Origin of the sequence: Rehaibacterium terrae (genome assembly GCF_014202935.1) — a bacterium.
GTDB classification, from domain to species: Bacteria; Pseudomonadota; Gammaproteobacteria; order Xanthomonadales; family Xanthomonadaceae; genus Rehaibacterium; species Rehaibacterium terrae.
This window is the reverse complement of sequence record NZ_JACHHX010000029.1, coordinates 1-14,354: the sequence shown is the minus strand read 5'-3', so window position 1 is coordinate 14,354 and position 14,354 is coordinate 1. Positions and strand designations below refer to the sequence as shown.

At 65.8% G+C, this 14,354-nt stretch carries 28 protein-coding genes; all 28 read right to left on the bottom strand.

Annotation, left to right across the window (positions count from 1 at the left end):
• Positions 1 to 232: 232 nt before the first annotated feature.
• Positions 233 to 622, bottom strand: coding sequence for a 50S ribosomal protein L17 (rplQ, locus tag HNQ58_RS13035; protein WP_183949365.1), 390 nt, complete (start codon positions 620 to 622; stop codon positions 233 to 235).
• Between the two features lie 120 nt (positions 623 to 742).
• Complete coding sequence (locus HNQ58_RS13030) at positions 743 to 1,738, bottom strand: DNA-directed RNA polymerase subunit alpha (RefSeq protein WP_183949364.1); 996 nt, start codon at positions 1,736 to 1,738, stop codon at positions 743 to 745.
• Between the two features lie 24 nt (positions 1,739 to 1,762).
• Positions 1,763 to 2,392 (bottom strand): 30S ribosomal protein S4, encoded by a 630-nt coding sequence (gene rpsD / locus HNQ58_RS13025; RefSeq protein ID WP_183949363.1) that lies wholly within the window; start codon positions 2,390 to 2,392, stop codon positions 1,763 to 1,765.
• Between the two features lie 14 nt (positions 2,393 to 2,406).
• Positions 2,407 to 2,799, bottom strand: a complete 393-nt coding sequence (gene rpsK, locus HNQ58_RS13020) for a 30S ribosomal protein S11 (RefSeq protein WP_183949362.1) — start codon at positions 2,797 to 2,799, stop codon at positions 2,407 to 2,409.
• A 10-nt stretch (positions 2,800 to 2,809) separates the two neighbouring features.
• On the bottom strand, positions 2,810 to 3,166 hold the full coding sequence (gene rpsM, locus HNQ58_RS13015) for a 30S ribosomal protein S13 (RefSeq protein WP_183949361.1): 357 nt from the start codon (positions 3,164 to 3,166) through the stop codon (positions 2,810 to 2,812).
• A gap of 207 nt (positions 3,167 to 3,373) precedes the next feature.
• The gene (gene secY / locus HNQ58_RS13010; RefSeq protein ID WP_343057323.1) at positions 3,374 to 4,732 is read right to left on the bottom strand and encodes a preprotein translocase subunit SecY; all 1,359 of its coding nucleotides are present in this window, start codon (positions 4,730 to 4,732) and stop codon (positions 3,374 to 3,376) included.
• 3 nt (positions 4,733 to 4,735) lie between these two features.
• Positions 4,736 to 5,170, bottom strand: a complete 435-nt coding sequence (gene rplO, locus HNQ58_RS13005) for a 50S ribosomal protein L15 (protein WP_183949360.1) — start codon at positions 5,168 to 5,170, stop codon at positions 4,736 to 4,738.
• A 23-nt stretch (positions 5,171 to 5,193) separates the two neighbouring features.
• Positions 5,194 to 5,376 carry a 50S ribosomal protein L30 gene (rpmD, locus tag HNQ58_RS13000; protein ID WP_183949359.1) on the bottom strand — a complete coding sequence of 61 codons (183 nt, stop codon included), beginning with the start codon at positions 5,374 to 5,376 and terminating at the stop codon, positions 5,194 to 5,196.
• The gene (gene rpsE / locus HNQ58_RS12995; protein ID WP_183949358.1) at positions 5,369 to 5,875 is read right to left on the bottom strand and encodes a 30S ribosomal protein S5; all 507 of its coding nucleotides are present in this window, start codon (positions 5,873 to 5,875) and stop codon (positions 5,369 to 5,371) included. The genes rpmD and rpsE overlap by 8 nt, the downstream gene beginning before the upstream one ends.
• A gap of 67 nt (positions 5,876 to 5,942) precedes the next feature.
• On the bottom strand, positions 5,943 to 6,296 hold the full coding sequence (gene rplR, locus HNQ58_RS12990) for a 50S ribosomal protein L18 (RefSeq protein WP_183949357.1): 354 nt from the start codon (positions 6,294 to 6,296) through the stop codon (positions 5,943 to 5,945).
• Positions 6,297 to 6,373: 77 nt separating this feature from the next.
• Positions 6,374 to 6,901, bottom strand: coding sequence for a 50S ribosomal protein L6 (gene rplF, locus HNQ58_RS12985; protein ID WP_183949356.1), 528 nt, complete (start codon positions 6,899 to 6,901; stop codon positions 6,374 to 6,376).
• Between the two features lie 13 nt (positions 6,902 to 6,914).
• Entirely contained in the window at positions 6,915 to 7,310 is a 396-nt protein-coding gene (gene rpsH, locus HNQ58_RS12980; RefSeq protein ID WP_183949355.1) for a 30S ribosomal protein S8, read from the bottom strand.
• 61 nt (positions 7,311 to 7,371) lie between these two features.
• Positions 7,372 to 7,677 carry a 30S ribosomal protein S14 gene (gene rpsN, locus HNQ58_RS12975; RefSeq protein WP_183949354.1) on the bottom strand — a complete coding sequence of 102 codons (306 nt, stop codon included), beginning with the start codon at positions 7,675 to 7,677 and terminating at the stop codon, positions 7,372 to 7,374.
• A gap of 19 nt (positions 7,678 to 7,696) precedes the next feature.
• A complete protein-coding gene (gene rplE / locus HNQ58_RS12970; protein ID WP_183949353.1) occupies positions 7,697 to 8,236 on the bottom strand; it encodes a 50S ribosomal protein L5 in 540 nt (179 codons plus the stop codon).
• A gap of 11 nt (positions 8,237 to 8,247) precedes the next feature.
• Positions 8,248 to 8,562, bottom strand: a complete 315-nt coding sequence (gene rplX, locus HNQ58_RS12965; protein WP_183949352.1) for a 50S ribosomal protein L24 — start codon at positions 8,560 to 8,562, stop codon at positions 8,248 to 8,250.
• A gap of 16 nt (positions 8,563 to 8,578) precedes the next feature.
• Positions 8,579 to 8,947: a 50S ribosomal protein L14 gene (rplN, locus tag HNQ58_RS12960; RefSeq protein ID WP_183949351.1), complete on the bottom strand. Its 369-nt coding sequence runs from the start codon at positions 8,945 to 8,947 to the stop codon at positions 8,579 to 8,581.
• Between the two features lie 17 nt (positions 8,948 to 8,964).
• Positions 8,965 to 9,228: a 30S ribosomal protein S17 gene (gene rpsQ, locus HNQ58_RS12955; RefSeq protein WP_183949350.1), complete on the bottom strand. Its 264-nt coding sequence runs from the start codon at positions 9,226 to 9,228 to the stop codon at positions 8,965 to 8,967.
• Positions 9,229 to 9,238: 10 nt separating this feature from the next.
• Positions 9,239 to 9,424 (bottom strand): 50S ribosomal protein L29, encoded by a 186-nt coding sequence (rpmC, locus tag HNQ58_RS12950; protein ID WP_183949349.1) that lies wholly within the window; start codon positions 9,422 to 9,424, stop codon positions 9,239 to 9,241.
• Complete coding sequence (rplP, locus tag HNQ58_RS12945; protein WP_183949348.1) at positions 9,424 to 9,837, bottom strand: 50S ribosomal protein L16; 414 nt, start codon at positions 9,835 to 9,837, stop codon at positions 9,424 to 9,426. The genes rpmC and rplP overlap by 1 nt, the downstream gene beginning before the upstream one ends.
• A gap of 3 nt (positions 9,838 to 9,840) precedes the next feature.
• Positions 9,841 to 10,554 carry a 30S ribosomal protein S3 gene (gene rpsC / locus HNQ58_RS12940; protein ID WP_183949347.1) on the bottom strand — a complete coding sequence of 238 codons (714 nt, stop codon included), beginning with the start codon at positions 10,552 to 10,554 and terminating at the stop codon, positions 9,841 to 9,843.
• A 14-nt stretch (positions 10,555 to 10,568) separates the two neighbouring features.
• A complete protein-coding gene (gene rplV / locus HNQ58_RS12935) occupies positions 10,569 to 10,904 on the bottom strand; it encodes a 50S ribosomal protein L22 (protein WP_183949346.1) in 336 nt (111 codons plus the stop codon).
• A gap of 11 nt (positions 10,905 to 10,915) precedes the next feature.
• Positions 10,916 to 11,191 carry a 30S ribosomal protein S19 gene (gene rpsS, locus HNQ58_RS12930; protein ID WP_183949345.1) on the bottom strand — a complete coding sequence of 92 codons (276 nt, stop codon included), beginning with the start codon at positions 11,189 to 11,191 and terminating at the stop codon, positions 10,916 to 10,918.
• A gap of 11 nt (positions 11,192 to 11,202) precedes the next feature.
• On the bottom strand, positions 11,203 to 12,030 hold the full coding sequence (gene rplB / locus HNQ58_RS12925) for a 50S ribosomal protein L2 (RefSeq protein WP_183949344.1): 828 nt from the start codon (positions 12,028 to 12,030) through the stop codon (positions 11,203 to 11,205).
• Positions 12,031 to 12,041: 11 nt separating this feature from the next.
• Positions 12,042 to 12,338, bottom strand: coding sequence for a 50S ribosomal protein L23 (rplW, locus tag HNQ58_RS12920; protein ID WP_183949343.1), 297 nt, complete (start codon positions 12,336 to 12,338; stop codon positions 12,042 to 12,044).
• Positions 12,335 to 12,940 carry a 50S ribosomal protein L4 gene (gene rplD, locus HNQ58_RS12915; RefSeq protein WP_183949342.1) on the bottom strand — a complete coding sequence of 202 codons (606 nt, stop codon included), beginning with the start codon at positions 12,938 to 12,940 and terminating at the stop codon, positions 12,335 to 12,337. The genes rplW and rplD overlap by 4 nt, the downstream gene beginning before the upstream one ends.
• Positions 12,941 to 12,952: 12 nt before the next feature.
• Positions 12,953 to 13,591, bottom strand: coding sequence for a 50S ribosomal protein L3 (gene rplC, locus HNQ58_RS12910; protein WP_183949341.1), 639 nt, complete (start codon positions 13,589 to 13,591; stop codon positions 12,953 to 12,955).
• Between the two features lie 10 nt (positions 13,592 to 13,601).
• Complete coding sequence (gene rpsJ / locus HNQ58_RS12905) at positions 13,602 to 13,913, bottom strand: 30S ribosomal protein S10 (RefSeq protein ID WP_183949340.1); 312 nt, start codon at positions 13,911 to 13,913, stop codon at positions 13,602 to 13,604.
• Positions 13,914 to 14,168: 255 nt separating this feature from the next.
• Positions 14,169 to 14,354 (bottom strand): EF-Tu C-terminal domain-related protein (locus HNQ58_RS12900; RefSeq protein ID WP_484573259.1); only part of this gene is annotated, 186 nt, incomplete at its 5' end.

Genomic DNA, 14,354 nt, shown 5'->3' with positions numbered 1-14,354 from the left:
TCGCGGCTGCGCCTTCGCTGCGCTCGGTCCGGTTCTTGTCCATCGGCTCGCAGGTTCGCTCCACGCTTCCTCCCCACGGTCGGTCGCCCTTCCGCCGTTGCGCTTCGCTTCGCTCGCTGTGGCCAGCTCGCGGGAGGACTTGCACCTCCAAGAGTGCGCCCGTGCCGGGCGCACGAAACGCGGAACCCCGGCCGAAGCCGGGGTTCCTGAGTGCAGCGATGCGTGCCGGCGATTACTCGGCAGCGGCCTCGGCGGCCTGGGCCTGCGGGCGATCCACCAGCTCGACGTAGGCCATCGGCGCATTGTCGCCGGGGCGGAAGCCGCACTTGAGGATGCGCAGGTAGCCGCCCGGGCGCTCGCGGTAACGCGGGCCCAGCTCGACGAAGAGCTTGCCCACGGCCTGCTTGTCGCGCAGGCGCGCGAAAGCCAGGCGGCGGTTGGCGACGCCATCGGTCTTGGCCATGGTGATCAGCGGCTCGGCGACCCGACGCAGCTCCTTGGCCTTCGGCAAGGTGGTGCGGATCAGCTCGTGCTTGAACAGGGAAGCCGCCATGTTGCTGAACATCGCTTCGCGATGGGCGCTGGTGCGGCTGAACTTGCGTCCGGACTTACGGTGGCGCATGGTCGTGTTTCCGTCTGTGATCGTCCCTGATCTTCAAGCCCGGCCATCCTGGCCGGACTTTCCGATTTGAATCCCCGACCGAGGATGGCCGGGCTCTTGCGGAAGGATCCGCCTAGCTGGTCAACCCAGCATGCCCTGCTGCAGCCCGGCCGGCGGCCAGTTCTCCAGCTTCATGCCGAGGGACAGGCCGCGCTGGGCCAGGACTTCCTTGATTTCGGTGAGCGATTTCTTGCCCAGGTTCGGGGTCTTGAGCAGTTCGACCTCGGTACGCTGGATCAGGTCGCCGATGTAGTAGATGTTCTCGGCCTTCAGGCAGTTGGCCGAGCGCACGGTCAGCTCAAGATCGTCGATCGGGCGCAGCAGCACCGGATCGACGCCGGCGGTGGCCGGCTTGCTGGCGCCGCGGTCGCGCTGGCTGAAGTCGCCGAACACCGACAGCTGGTCGGTGAGGATGTCGGCGGCAGTGCGCACGGCCTCCTCGGCGTCGATGGTGCCGTTGGTCTCGATGTCGAACACCAGCTTGTCCAGGTCGGTGCGCTGCTCGACGCGGGCCGCCTCGACTGCGTAGGCGACGCGGCGGACCGGGCAGAACGATGCATCGAGCATGAGGCGACCGATGGCGTGGGTCTCCTCATCCGGACGACGGCGGGCGGCAGCCGGCTGGTAGCCGAAGCCGCGCTCGACCTTCAGGCGCATGTTCAGCGCCGTGTCCTTGGTGAGGGTGCAGATCACGTGGTCGGGATTGATGATCTCGACGTTGTGGTCGACCTTGATGTCGCCGGCGGTGACCACGCCCGGACCCTGCTTGCTCAGGGACAGGGTGGTCTGATCGACGTTGTGCATGCGGATGGCGACGTCCTTGAGGTTGAGCAGCACCTCGATGACGTCTTCCTGCAGGCCTTCGACGGAGGTGTACTCATGGAGCACGCCGTCGATCTCGACCTCGGTGATGGCGAAGCCGGGAATCGAGGACAGCAGCACGCGACGCAGCGCGTTGCCCAAGGTGTGGCCATAGCCGCGCTCGAGCGGCTCGATCACGACCTTGGCGCGATTGGGGGCGATGCGTTCGATGCCGATGCCGCGCGGACGCAGCACCTGGGTGGCGGTAACCGACATGGTCAGCGTCTCTCCTGAAAGGGATTACTTCGAGTACAACTCGACGATCAGCGCCTCGTTGATGTCCGAGGGCAGGTCGGAGCGCTCGGGCACCGCCTTGAACACGCCGGTGAACTTCTTGGCATCGACCTCGATCCAGCTCGGCACCAGGCCCATGTCCTGCGACATGGTGGCGGCCTCCTGGATGCGGAGCTGCTTCTGCGCGCGCTCGGTCAGGGCGATCTGATCGCCGGCCTTGACCTGGTAGGACGGCAGGTTGACGGTCTTGCCGTTCACCAGCACGCCGCGGTGCGAGACGATCTGGCGCGCCTGCGGGCGGGTCACGGCAAAGCCCATGCGGTAGATGACGTTGTCCAGGCGCTGTTCCAGCAGCTGCAGCAGCGTCTCGCCGGTGTTGCCCTTCTTGTTGGAAGCCTTCTTGTAGTAGTTGCGGAACTGGCGTTCCAGCAGACCGTAGATGCGCTTGACCTTCTGCTTCTCGCGAAGCTGCAGGGCGTAGTCGGAGAGCTTGCCGCGGCGGGCGACCGGGCCATGCTGGCCGGGCTTCTGCTCCAGCTTGCACTTGGAGTCGAGCGCGCGGGCCGGGCTCTTGAGGCTGAGGTCGGCGCCTTCACGGCGCGCGAGCTTGCAGGTGGGACCAATGTAACGAGCCATTTTCGTTCAGCTCCTCAGACGCGGCGCTTCTTCGGCGGGCGGCAGCCGTTGTGCGGGATCGGGGTGACGTCGACGATGTTGGTGATCTTGTAGCCGACGTTGTTCAGCGAGCGGACCGCAGACTCGCGGCCCGGGCCCGGGCCCTTGATGCGGACTTCCAGGGTCTTCAGACCATAGTCCAGCGCGGCCTTGCCGGCGCGCTCGGCGGCGACCTGGGCGGCGAACGGGGTCGACTTGCGCGAGCCGCGGAAGCCCGCGCCGCCGGAAGTGGCCCACGACAGCGCGTTGCCCTGGCGGTCGGTGATGGTGACGATGGTGTTGTTGAAGGAGGCCTGGACGTGGGCGATGCCGTCGGTGACGACACGCTTGACCTTCTTCTTGGTCTTGGCAGCAGCCGGCTTGCTCATGAGCTAATCCTTACTTCTTGATCGCGCGGCGCGGGCCCTTGCGGGTCCGGGCGTTGGTACGGGTGCGCTGGCCACGCACGGGCAGACCGCGGCGGTGGCGCAGACCACGGTAGCAGCCCAGGTCCATCAGGCGCTTGATGGCCATGCCGACCTCGCGGCGGAGGTCGCCCTCGACCACGTACTTGCCGACCTCGGCGCGCAGGCGCTCGATTTCCGGCTCGCTCAGGTCACGGATCTTGGTGGTCGGCTCGACGCCGGCCACCTCGCAGATCTTCTTGGAACGGGTACGGCCGATGCCGTAGATGCTCTGCAGCCCCACCCACACGTGCTTGTGGACGGGAAGATTGACACCCGCAATGCGCGCCATTTACGCGATCTCCAGCTGAGTTTGGCTGCCGTCCCTGCGTTGGGGCGGCGCAGTGAATCGAAAATAATACCAAGGCTTCGGGTTGTTTTGAAGCCCCCGGCATCCTGGGATGCCATGGGGCTCCGGCACGGGGAGTGGTGCCCGTGCTCCGGCGTTTGCGAACCGGGGCGGTTTTCCGGCTTTCGCCGCGACCGCCCCAGACCGCGTTCAGCGCGCGAAGCCGCCGCGCGAACCGCCCTTGAGGTTGGCTTTCTTGAGCAGGCTCTCGTACTGATGCGACATCAGGTGGGCCTGGATCTGTGCGGTGAAATCCATCACCACCACGACAACGATCAGCAGCGAGGTGCCGCCGAAGTAGAACGGGACCGCCCAGGCGCCGCGCAGGAACTCCGGCAGCAGACAGACCGCCACCAGATACACCGAACCGGCCGCCGTCAGACGGGTCAGGACGCCGTCGACATAGTCGGCGGTGGCCTTGCCCGGACGGATGCCCGGGATCAGCGCGCCCGACTTCTTGAGGTTGTCCGCCGTCTCCTGGGCGTTGAACACCAACGCCGTGTAGAAGAAGGCGAAGCCCATGATGAGCGCGCCGTAGAGGATCATGTGCAGCGGCTCGCCCGGGGCGAGCATCTGCGACAGGCTGAACAGCCAGCCGACCTGTGCGCCCTCGCCGAACCAGGTCGCGGCCGTGGCCGGGAACATGATCAGGCTGGATGCGAAGATCGCCGGGATCACGCCCGCCATGTTGAGCTTCAGCGGCAGGTGCGAGCTCTGGTTCATGTACGCCTGGCGGCCGCCCTGGCGGCGGGCGTAGTTGACCGTGATCCGGCGCTGGCCGCGCTCGACGAAGACCACGAAGTAGGTCACCGCCAGCACAAGCGCGAACAGGATGATCACCGCCAGCGGGTTGAGCTCGCCGGTATTGATCAGCTCCAGGGTGCCGATGACCGCGCCCGGCAGGCCGGCCACGATGCCGGCGAAGATGATCAGCGAGATGCCGTTGCCGACGCCGCGCTCGGTCACCTGCTCACCCAGCCACATCAGGAACATGGTGCCGGCGGTGAGCGAGATCATTGCCGTCAGCACGAAGCCGATGCCGGGGTTGTAGACGACGTTGATGCCGCCGCCCAGCCCCTGACCCTGCAGCGCGATCGCCACACCCATCGCCTGGAAGGCGGCGAGCACCACGGTCGAGTAGCGCGTCCACTGCGTGATCTTGCGCCGACCGCTTTCGCCTTCCTTGCGGATGGCCTGCAGGCTCGGGAAGATCTGGACACAGAGCTGGATGATGATCGACGCCGAGATGTACGGCACCACGTTCAGGGCGAACAGGCTGAAGCGCTCCAGCGCACCGCCCGAGAACATGTTGAACAGGTCGACGATGGTGCCGCGCTGCTGGTCCATGAGACGCAGCATCGCCTCCGGGTCCACGCCCGGCACCGGGATATAGGTGCCGAAGCGGTACACGATCAGCGCACCGAGCACGAACAGCAAGCGCTGGCGGAGCTCGGTCAGCTTGCCGAGCCCGCCAATCACACCAGCAGCAGCCTTCGTCGTCTGCGACACGGCTTACTCCACGCGGCCGCCGGCCGCCTCGATCGCCGCCTTGGCGCCGGCCGTCGCGGCCACACCCTGCAGCACGATCCTGCGGGTGATCTCGCCCTTCTTCACGACTTTCGCCTGCTTGGCCGTGGCCGGCACCAGCTTGGCCGCTCGCAGGGTGGCGAAATCGATGGTTTCGGCCTCGATCAGTTCCAGCTTGTACAGCAGCACCTCGGCGGTGTCCTTGGCCAGCTTGGAGCGGAAGCCGACCTTGGGCAGGCGACGCTGCAGCGGCATCTGGCCGCCCTCGAAGCCCGGCTTGATCTTGCCCTTGCCGGTACGGGCGTAGGAGCCCTTGTGGCCGCGGCCGGCCGTCTTGCCGAGGCCGGAGCCGATGCCGCGACCGACGCGGGTGCGCTCCTTGCGGGCGCCGTCGGCGGGCTTGAGCGTATTCATGCGCATGATGAGTTCTCCTTCCTCAGGCCTTACTGCTCGACGCGGACCAGGTAGTGCACCTGGTTGATCAGGCCGCGCACCGAGGGGTTGTCCGGCAGTTCGCGGACGTCGTTGAGCTTGTTCAGGCCCAGCGCCTTGACCGAGATGCGATGGCGCTGCTGGCAGCCGCGCAGGCCCTTGACCAGGCGGACCTTGAGAGTCTTGTTAGCCATTGAGGATCTCCTCGACGCTCTTGCCGCGCTTGGCCGCGATCTTCTCCGGCGAGCTCATCGCCGACAGACCCTTGACCGTGGCGCGCACCAGGTTGATCGGGTTGCGCGAGCCCACCGCCTTGGCGAGGACGTTCTTCACGCCCACCGCCTCGAGCACGGCGCGCATGGCGCCGCCAGCGATCACGCCGGTGCCCTCGGAGGCTGGCTGCATGTACACGCGCGCCGCGCCGTGACCGGCCTTGACCGGGTGCCACAGCGTGCCGTTGTTGAGGTCGACGCTGACCATCGCCTTGCGGGCGTACTCCATCGACTTCTGGATCGCCACCGGGACTTCGCGGGCCTTGCCGTAGCCGAAGCCCACCTTGCCGGCGCCGTCGCCCACCACGGTCAGCGCCGTGAAGGTGAACTGGCGACCGCCCTTGACCGTCTTGGAGACGCGGTTGACGGCGATCAGCTTCTCGACGAGGCCGTCGCCATTTTCGCGTTCGGAAGTGCTCATCGTTGATTCCTGGATACTTACGGCATGCGCCGCTTATGGTTGTGAGAGTCCTGGCCCGCGCCGCGGATCAGAACTTGAGGCCCGCCTCGCGGGCGGCATCGGCCAGCGCCTTGACGCGGCCGTGGTAACGGTAGCCCGAACGGTCGAAGGCGACCTGCTCGACACCGGCCTTGAGCGCACGCTCGGCGACCGCGCGGCCCACCTTGGCGGCGGCCTCGAGGTTCTTGTGGCTCTTGAGGCCTTCCTTGACGTCGGCCTGCACGGTGGATGCCGCGGCCAGCACCCTGGAGCCATCGGCGGTGAAGACCTGGGCGTAGATGTGCTGGCCGGTGCGCAGCACCGACAGACGCGGCACGCCCAGCTCGCGGATATGCGAGCGGGTCGACTTGGCGCGACGCAGACGGGCGATTTTCTTTTCCATTGCTCTGTCCTCGAAAGCTTGAAGGCTTCTTTGAGAAGACCGGCCGGGGATGGCCGGGCTTCTGCGGGAGATCCGCATTACGCCTTCTTCGCTTCCTTCATGATGATCTTCTCGCCGGAATAGCGCACACCCTTGCCCTTGTACGGCTCGGGCGGACGGAACCCGCGGATCTTGGCGGCCACCTCGCCGACGCGCTGCTTGTCGGCACCCTTGACCAGGATCTCGGTCTGGCTCGGGGTCTCGATGGTGATGCCCTCCGGGGCCTTGAACACCACCGGATGGGAGAAGCCCAGGCTCAGGTTCAGGTCCTTGCCCTGCATGGAGGCGCGGTAACCGACACCGACCAGCTCGAGCTTGCGCTCGAAACCTTCGCTGACGCCCTTGACCATGTTGGCCAGGATGGCGCGAGCGGTGCCGGCCATGGCAACGCGGTCGGGGCTGGAGGCGGACAGCTGGACGACGCCGTTCTCGACCGCGAACTCCACGCCGGCCGGGCGGGCCAGGCTGAGCGTGCCCTTCGGGCCTTTCACGATGACGGCATCGGCGGTGACATTGAGCTCGACACCCTTGGTGAGGGCGACCGGCTTCTTGGCGACTCGGGACATGGTGCGTGACTCCTTACGCCACCAGGCAGATGACTTCACCGCCCACACCCGCGGCGCGGGCCTGGCGATCGGTCATGATGCCCTTGGAAGTCGAGATGATCGCGATGCCCAGGCCATCGAGGACCTTCGGCAGCGCGTCCTTGCCGCGGTACTGGCGCAGGCCTGAACGCGACACGCGCTGCAGGCGCTCGATGACCGGCTTGCCTTCGTAGTACTTCAGCACGATCTCCAGCACAGGCTTGCCATCGACATCGCTGACGCGCGAGTCGACGATGTAGCCCTCGGACTTGAGGACGTTGGCAATCGCCAGCTTCATCTTGGACGACGGCATCGACACCGTCTGCTTGCCGACCGCGAGCGCATTCTTGATGCGCACGAGCATGTCGGCGATAGGATCAGTCATGCTCATTTTCAGTTTCCTGTTTGGACTCTAAGCACCGATATCCGCTGAACCCTTGCGGGGACGGCGATTACCAGCTGGCCTTGCGCAGGCCAGGAACATCGCCACGCATGGTGGCTTCGCGCAGCTTGTTGCGGCCAAGGCCGAACTTGCGATAGACGCCGCGGGGACGACCGGACAGCTCGCAGCGGTTGCGCTGACGCGACGGGCTGGAATCGCGCGGCAGCTTGTTGAGCTTCGCCACCGCGTCCATCTTCTCCTCATAGGAAGCGGTCGTGCTGGCGATGATCTTCTTCAGCTCGGCACGCTTGGCGGCGTACTTGGCGACCAGCTTGGCCCGCTTGATCTCGCGGTTCACCATCGAAGTCTTGGCCATTGTTCGGGTTCCTCGCGGATCAGTTGCGGAAGGGGAAGTTGAAGGCCTCGAGCAGTGCCTTGGCCTCCGCGTCGGTCTTCGCGGTGGTAGTGAAGGCGATGTCCATGCCGCGGATCGCATCGACCTGGTCGAAGTCGATCTCCGGGAAGATGATCTGCTCCTTCACGCCCATGTTGTAATTGCCGCGGCCGTCAAAGGACTTGCCGGACACGCCGCGGAAGTCACGGACGCGCGGCAGCGCGATGTTGATCAGGCGATCCAGGAACTCGTACATCCTGGCGCGCCGCAGCGTCACCTTGCAGCCGATCGGCCAGCCGTCACGGATCTTGAAGCTGGCGACGGAGACGCGGGCCTTCGTCGTGATCGGCTTCTGACCGGTGATGGTGGCCATTTCGGCGACGGCGTTCTCCAGCACCTTCTTGTTGCCGACCGCCTCGCCCACACCCATGTTGAGCGTGATCTTGACGAGCTTCGGCACTTCCATCGGGTTCTTGTAACCGAAGCGCTCCATCAGCTTCGGCACCACCTGTTCCTTGTAAATCTTCTCAAGCCGGGTCATGGCGTCATTCCTCAGGCGTCGACCGCCTCACCGCTCGAGCGGAACACACGCACTTTGCGTCCATCCTCGAGCACCTTGTAACCGACGCGCTCACCCTTGCCGGTGGCCGGGTTGAACAGCATCACGTTGGAGATGTGGATCGGCGACTCACGCTCGACGATGCCGCCCGGCTGGCCAGCCTGCGGATTCGGCTTGGTGTGGCGCTTGACGAGGTTGATGTTCGACACGACGACCTTGTCGCCGAGCACGCGCAGCACCTCGCCCTTCTGACCCTTGTTCTTGCCGGCGATCACCAACACCTGATCGCCCTTGCGGATACGGTTCATTGTCCTCGTCCTCCGCTCAGAGCACTTCGGGCGCGAGCGAAACAATCTTCATGAACTTCTCGCCGCGGAGTTCGCGGGTGACCGGCCCGAAGATACGGGTACCGATCGGCTCATGCTTGTTGTTGAGCAGCACGGCGGCGTTGCCATCGAAGCGGATCAGCGACCCGTCATGACGGCGCACACCCTTGCGGGTACGGACGACGACGGCGTCGTAGACCTCACCCTTCTTGACCTTGCCGCGCGGGATGGCGTCCTTGACGCTCACCTTGATGATGTCGCCGATGTGGGCGTAGCGGCGCTTGGAACCGCCGAGCACCTTGATGCACATCAGCTCCTTGGCCCCGCTGTTGTCGGCTGCGGCCAGCGTGGATTGCATCTGGATCATTGTCTATGCCCTCCCACTCACTCGGCCGCGCGGGTGACCACTTCCACCACGCGCCAGTTCTTGGTCTTGGACAGCGGCCGGCACTCGGTCACGCGCACCACGTCGCCCTCCTGACAGGCGTTGCTCTCGTCGTGGGCGTGCAGCTTGGTCGAGCGGCGGATGTACTTGCCGTACAGCGGGTGCTTGACCTGCCGCTCGACGAGCACCGTCACGGTCTTGTTCATCTTGTTGCTGATCACACGGCCTTCGACCGTGCGCAGCGGCTTGGCATTCTCGCTCATGACGTCCGCCTTACTTCTTCTGGCCCAGCAGGCCGTTGACGCGAGCGATCTCGCGACGCACCCGCTTGATCTGGTGGGTCTTGGCGAGCTGGCCCGTAGCCTTCTGCATGCGGAGCGAAAACTGCTCCTTGTGCAGATCCAGCAGGTGGGCCTTCAGCTCGGCCTCCGACTTCTGTCGCAGTTCCTTGAGTTCCATCAGCGCACCGTCCGGGTCACGAAAGTGGTCTTGACGGAGAGCTTGGCGGCCGCCAGGCGGAATGCCTCGCGCGCGGTCTCCTCCGGAACGCCCTCCATTTCATAGAGGACGCGGCCGGGCTGGACCGGTGCCACCCAGTACTCCACGTTGCCCTTGCCGGAGCCCATGCGGACTTCGACCGGCTTCTTGGTGATCGGCTTGTCGGGGAACACACGGATCCAGATCTTGCCGCCGCGCTTGACATAGCGGCTGATCGTCCGGCGGGCCGCCTCGATCTGGCGGGCGGTGACATGGCCGTGCGAGGTGGCCTTCAGGCCATACTCGCCGAAGCTGACGGCGGAGCCGTTCCAGCTCAGGCCCTCGTTGCGGCCCTTGTGCACCTTGCGGTACTTGGTTCGCTTCGGTTGCAGCATGGCTTACTCCCTCGCTTCACGGCCGGGCTTGGCCGCACGCGGCGCGCGCTCGGCGCGCTCTTCGGTTTTTTCCTGGCCGATCTGGGAGAAGTCGAAGACCTCACCCTTGTAGATCCAGACCTTCACGCCGATCACGCCGTAGGTGGTGTGAGCCTCGGCGAAGCCGTAGTCGATGTCGGCGCGCAGCGTGTGCAGCGGCACGCGACCCTCGCGGTACCACTCCGAACGCGCGATCTCGGCGCCGTTGAGGCGACCGGCGACGTTGACCTTGATGCCGAGCGCGCCCAGACGCATCGCGTTGCCGACGGCGCGCTTCATCGCCCGGCGGAACATGATGCGGCGCTCGAGCTGCTGGGCGATCGACTCGGCCACCAGCTGGGCGTCGAGCTCGGGCTTGCGCACCTCGGCCACGTTGATGTGGGCAGGCACGCCCATCATCTCCGAGACCTCCTTGCGCAGCTTCTCGATGTCCTCGCCGCGCTTGCCGATCACCACGCCCGGGCGGGCGGTGTGGATCGTCACGCGCGCGGTCTTGGCCGGACGCTCGATCAGGATCTTGGAGATGCCGGCCTGGGCGAGTTTCTTGCGGAGCATCTCGCGGACCTTGAGGTCGGCCGCGAGGTACTCGGCGTACTCCTTCTTGCCGGCATACCACTTCGAATTCCAGTCCTTGGCGATGCCCAAGCGGATTCCGGTCGGATGAACTTTGTGACCCATCGTATCGTCCTGCCTTACTGGCCCGAGCCCACGACCACGGTGATGTGGCTGGTGCGCTTGAGGATGCGGGTGCCGCGCCCCTTGGCGCGGGCCATGAAACGCTTCAGCGTCGGGCCTTCGTCGACGTAGATCTTGGCGATCTTGAGCTCGTCGACGTCGGCGCCGAGATTGTTCTCGGCATTGGAGACGGCCGAGACCAGGACCTTGCGGATCAGCTGCGCAGCCTTCTTGTCGCTGAAGGCCAGCAGGTCGCTGGCGCGACCGACCGGCAGGCCGCGCACCTGGTCGGCGACCAGACGGGCCTTCTGCGGGGAAATCCGCGCGGTGCGGAGGATGGCTTTGGCTTCCATTTCCCTGCTCCTTACTTGCCGGACTTCTTGTCGCCGCCGTGACCCTTGAAGGTCCGGGTCAGGGCGAACTCGCCGAGCTTGTGGCCGACCATGTTCTCGTTGATCAGCACCGGGATGTGAGCCTTGCCGTTGTGGACGGCGATCGTGAGACCGACCATCTCCGGCAGGATCATCGAACGGCGCGACCAGGTCTTGATCGGGCGCTTGTTGTTGCTCGCGACGGCCGACTCCACCTTCTTGATCAGGTGGTGGTCGACGAACGGGCCTTTCTTCAAAGAACGAGCCATGGCGCTACCTATCAACCCCTGCGATCGCGCACGATGAACTTCTGCGTGCGCTTGTTGTTACGAGTCTTGTAACCCTTGGTCGGCATGCCCCATGGGGAGACCGGGTGCGGGTTACCCTGGCCGGCGCGGCCCTCACCACCGCCGTGCGGATGGTCGACCGGGTTCATGGCGGCGCCGCGCACGGTCGGCCTGATGCCGCGCCAGCGCTTCGCACCCGCCTTGCCCAGCTTCTCGAGGTTGTGCTCGGAGTTGCTGACCTCGCCGATGGTCGCACGGCACTCGGCCGGGACCTTGCGCATCTCGCCGGAGCGCAGACGCACCGTCGCATAGCCGGACTCGCGCGCGACCAGCTGCACCGAGGCGCCGGCGGCGCGGGCCAGCTGGGCACCCTTGCCCGGCTTCATCTCGACACAGTGCACGGTGGCACCGACCGGCACATTGCGCAGCGGCAGGGTATTGCCGACCTTGATCGGGGCATCGCGGCCCGCGATCACCTGGTCGCCGGCCTGCAGACCCTTGGGCGCAATGATGTAGCGGCGCTCGCCGTCGGCATAGCACAGCAGCGCGATGTGGGCGGTGCGGTTCGGGTCGTACTCGATCCGCTCCACGCGCGCCGGGATGCCTTCCTTGTCGCGCTTGAAGTCGATGATGCGGTAGTGATGCTTGTGCCCGCCGCCGATATGGCGGGTCGTGATGCGACCGTGGTGATTGCGGCCGCCGGTCTTGTGCTTCTTCTCGACCAGCGGGGCGTACGGATCGCCCTTGTGCAGCCCCGGCGTCACCACGCGAACCATCGCGCGGCGGCCCGGAGACGTCGGCTTGAAAGTCATCAGCGCCATGGGTTCCTACCTCAGGCCTTGGCCATCACGTCGATCGTCTGGCCCTCGGCCAGGCGAACATATGCCTTGCGCATGTCGGCGCGGCGGCCGGCACGGAAACGGAAGGTCTTGCGCTTGCCCTTCACGTTGACCACATTCACGGCCTCGACCTTGACGTTGAACAGCGACTCGACGGCCTGCTTCACGTCGGCCTTGGTCGCGTCCTTCGCCACCTCGAAGACGTACTGGTTCGACAGCTCCTGCAGGCGCGCGGTCTTCTCGGAAATGCGCGGCGCACGGATCACGCCGAGGATCTTCGCGTTGTTCATGCCAGCCACTCCTCGACCTTCTTGACCGCATCGGCGGTCATCACCACGTGCTCGGCGCCGACCAGCGTCACCGGATCCAGACCCTGCACGTCGCGAATCTCGACATACGGAATGTTGCGCGCGGCCAGATACAGCGACTCGGTCGCGTCCTCGGTGACGATCAGCGGCCGATGCTCGATCCCGAGCTCCTTGAGCTTGGCGACCATCGCCTTGGTGCGCGGCTCGGCGACCTCGAACTTCTCGACGACCTTCAGCCGCCCCTGGCGATTGAGCTCGGACAGGATGGCCGCGATCGCGCCGCGGTACATCTTGCGGTTCACCTTCTGGGCGAAGCTGCGCGGACGGGCCGCGAAAGTCACGCCGCCACCGACGAAAATCGGGGCGCGGTAGTCGCCGTGGCGGGCGCCACCACCCTTCTGCCGCTTGAACTTCTTGGTCGTGCCGGACAGATCCGAGCGCGACTTCTGGGCCTTGGTGCCCGCGCGGCCGGCGTTGCGATACGCCACGACCACCTGGTGCACCAGGTCCTCGCTGAATTCGCGGCCGAAGATCGCGTCGGAAACCGACAGCGTCTTGCCGCTACCAATGACGGCGAGTTCCATGCTTTAAACTCCTCAAGCCTTGGCCGCAGGGCGGACAATGACATTGCCACCCGGCGCACCCGGGACGGCGCCCTTGATGGCGATCAGGCCGCGCTCGGCGTCGACCTTGACCACCTCCAGGCCCTGGGTGGTCTGGCGGACGCTACCCATGTGGCCGGCCATCTTCTTGCCGGGAAACACACGCCCCGGCGTCTGCCGCTGGCCGATGGAGCCCGGCGCGCGATGCGACAGCGAGTTGCCGTGGGTCGCATCGCCCATGGTGAAGTTGTGGCGCTTGATCGTGCCCTGGAAGCCCTTGCCCTTGGTGACGCCGGAGACGTCCACCTTCTGGCCGGGCCGGAAGATATCGGCACGGATCTCACCGCCGACCTCGTAGGCGCCGATTTCGGCGGCATCCACGCGGAACTCCCACAGCCCGCGCCCGGCCTCGACCTTGGCCTTGGCGTAGTGACCGGCCAGCGGCTTGGTCAGCAGCGCGGCACGCTTGCTGCCGGCCGTCACCTGGATGGCGGCATAGCCGTCGGTCTCGACGGTCTTGACCTGGGTGATGCGGTTGGGGGTGGCCTCGATCAGGGTCACCGGGATGGAACGGCCATCTTCGGTGAAGACCCGGCTCATGCCGCACTTGCGGCCAACGATTCCGATGCTCATGGTCTCGACCTCAACCCAGCTTGATCTGGACATCCACACCGGCGGCCAGCTCGAGCTTCATCAACGCATCGACGGTTTTGTCGTTCGGGTCGACGATATCGAGCACGCGCTTGTGGGTGCGGGTTTCGTACTGGTCGCGCGCGTCCTTGTCGACGTGCGGCGACACCAGAATGGTGTAACGCTCGATCTTGGTCGGCAGCGGGATCGGGCCGCGCACCTGCGCGCCGGTCCGCTTGGCCGTCTCCACGATCTCGCTCGCGGAGCGGTCGATCAGACGGTGATCGAACGCCTTGAGCCGAATCCGGATCTTCTGGTCCGCCATGGCTGTAGATTCCTGGGTCTGCAGTGAAAGAGCGCCGGGGGTGGCGGCGCGACGCCCCACCCCCCAGAAAAACCGAGCAGGCCGGTCACCCGGCCCGCCCAGACGGAAAAGTATAACGCGCACGAAATGCTTGCGTCAAACGACGCGGGCGATGTGCGCGACCCCTCCTGAGTCCGGCGAACACGAGGCGGCTTCCCTGCGCCTCTTTTCGCTGTATGGCCACCCCGCCCGGGGTGGCCGGATAACACCGAGAGCTTACTCGATGACCTTCGCCACCACGCCGGCGCCGACGGTGCGGCCGCCCTCGCGGATCGCGAAGCGCAGGCCTTCCTCCATCGCGATCGGTGCGATCAGCGACACCACCATCTTGATGTTGTCGCCCGGCATCACCATCTCCACGCCCTCCGGCAGCTCCACCGCACCGGTCACGTCCGTCGTCCG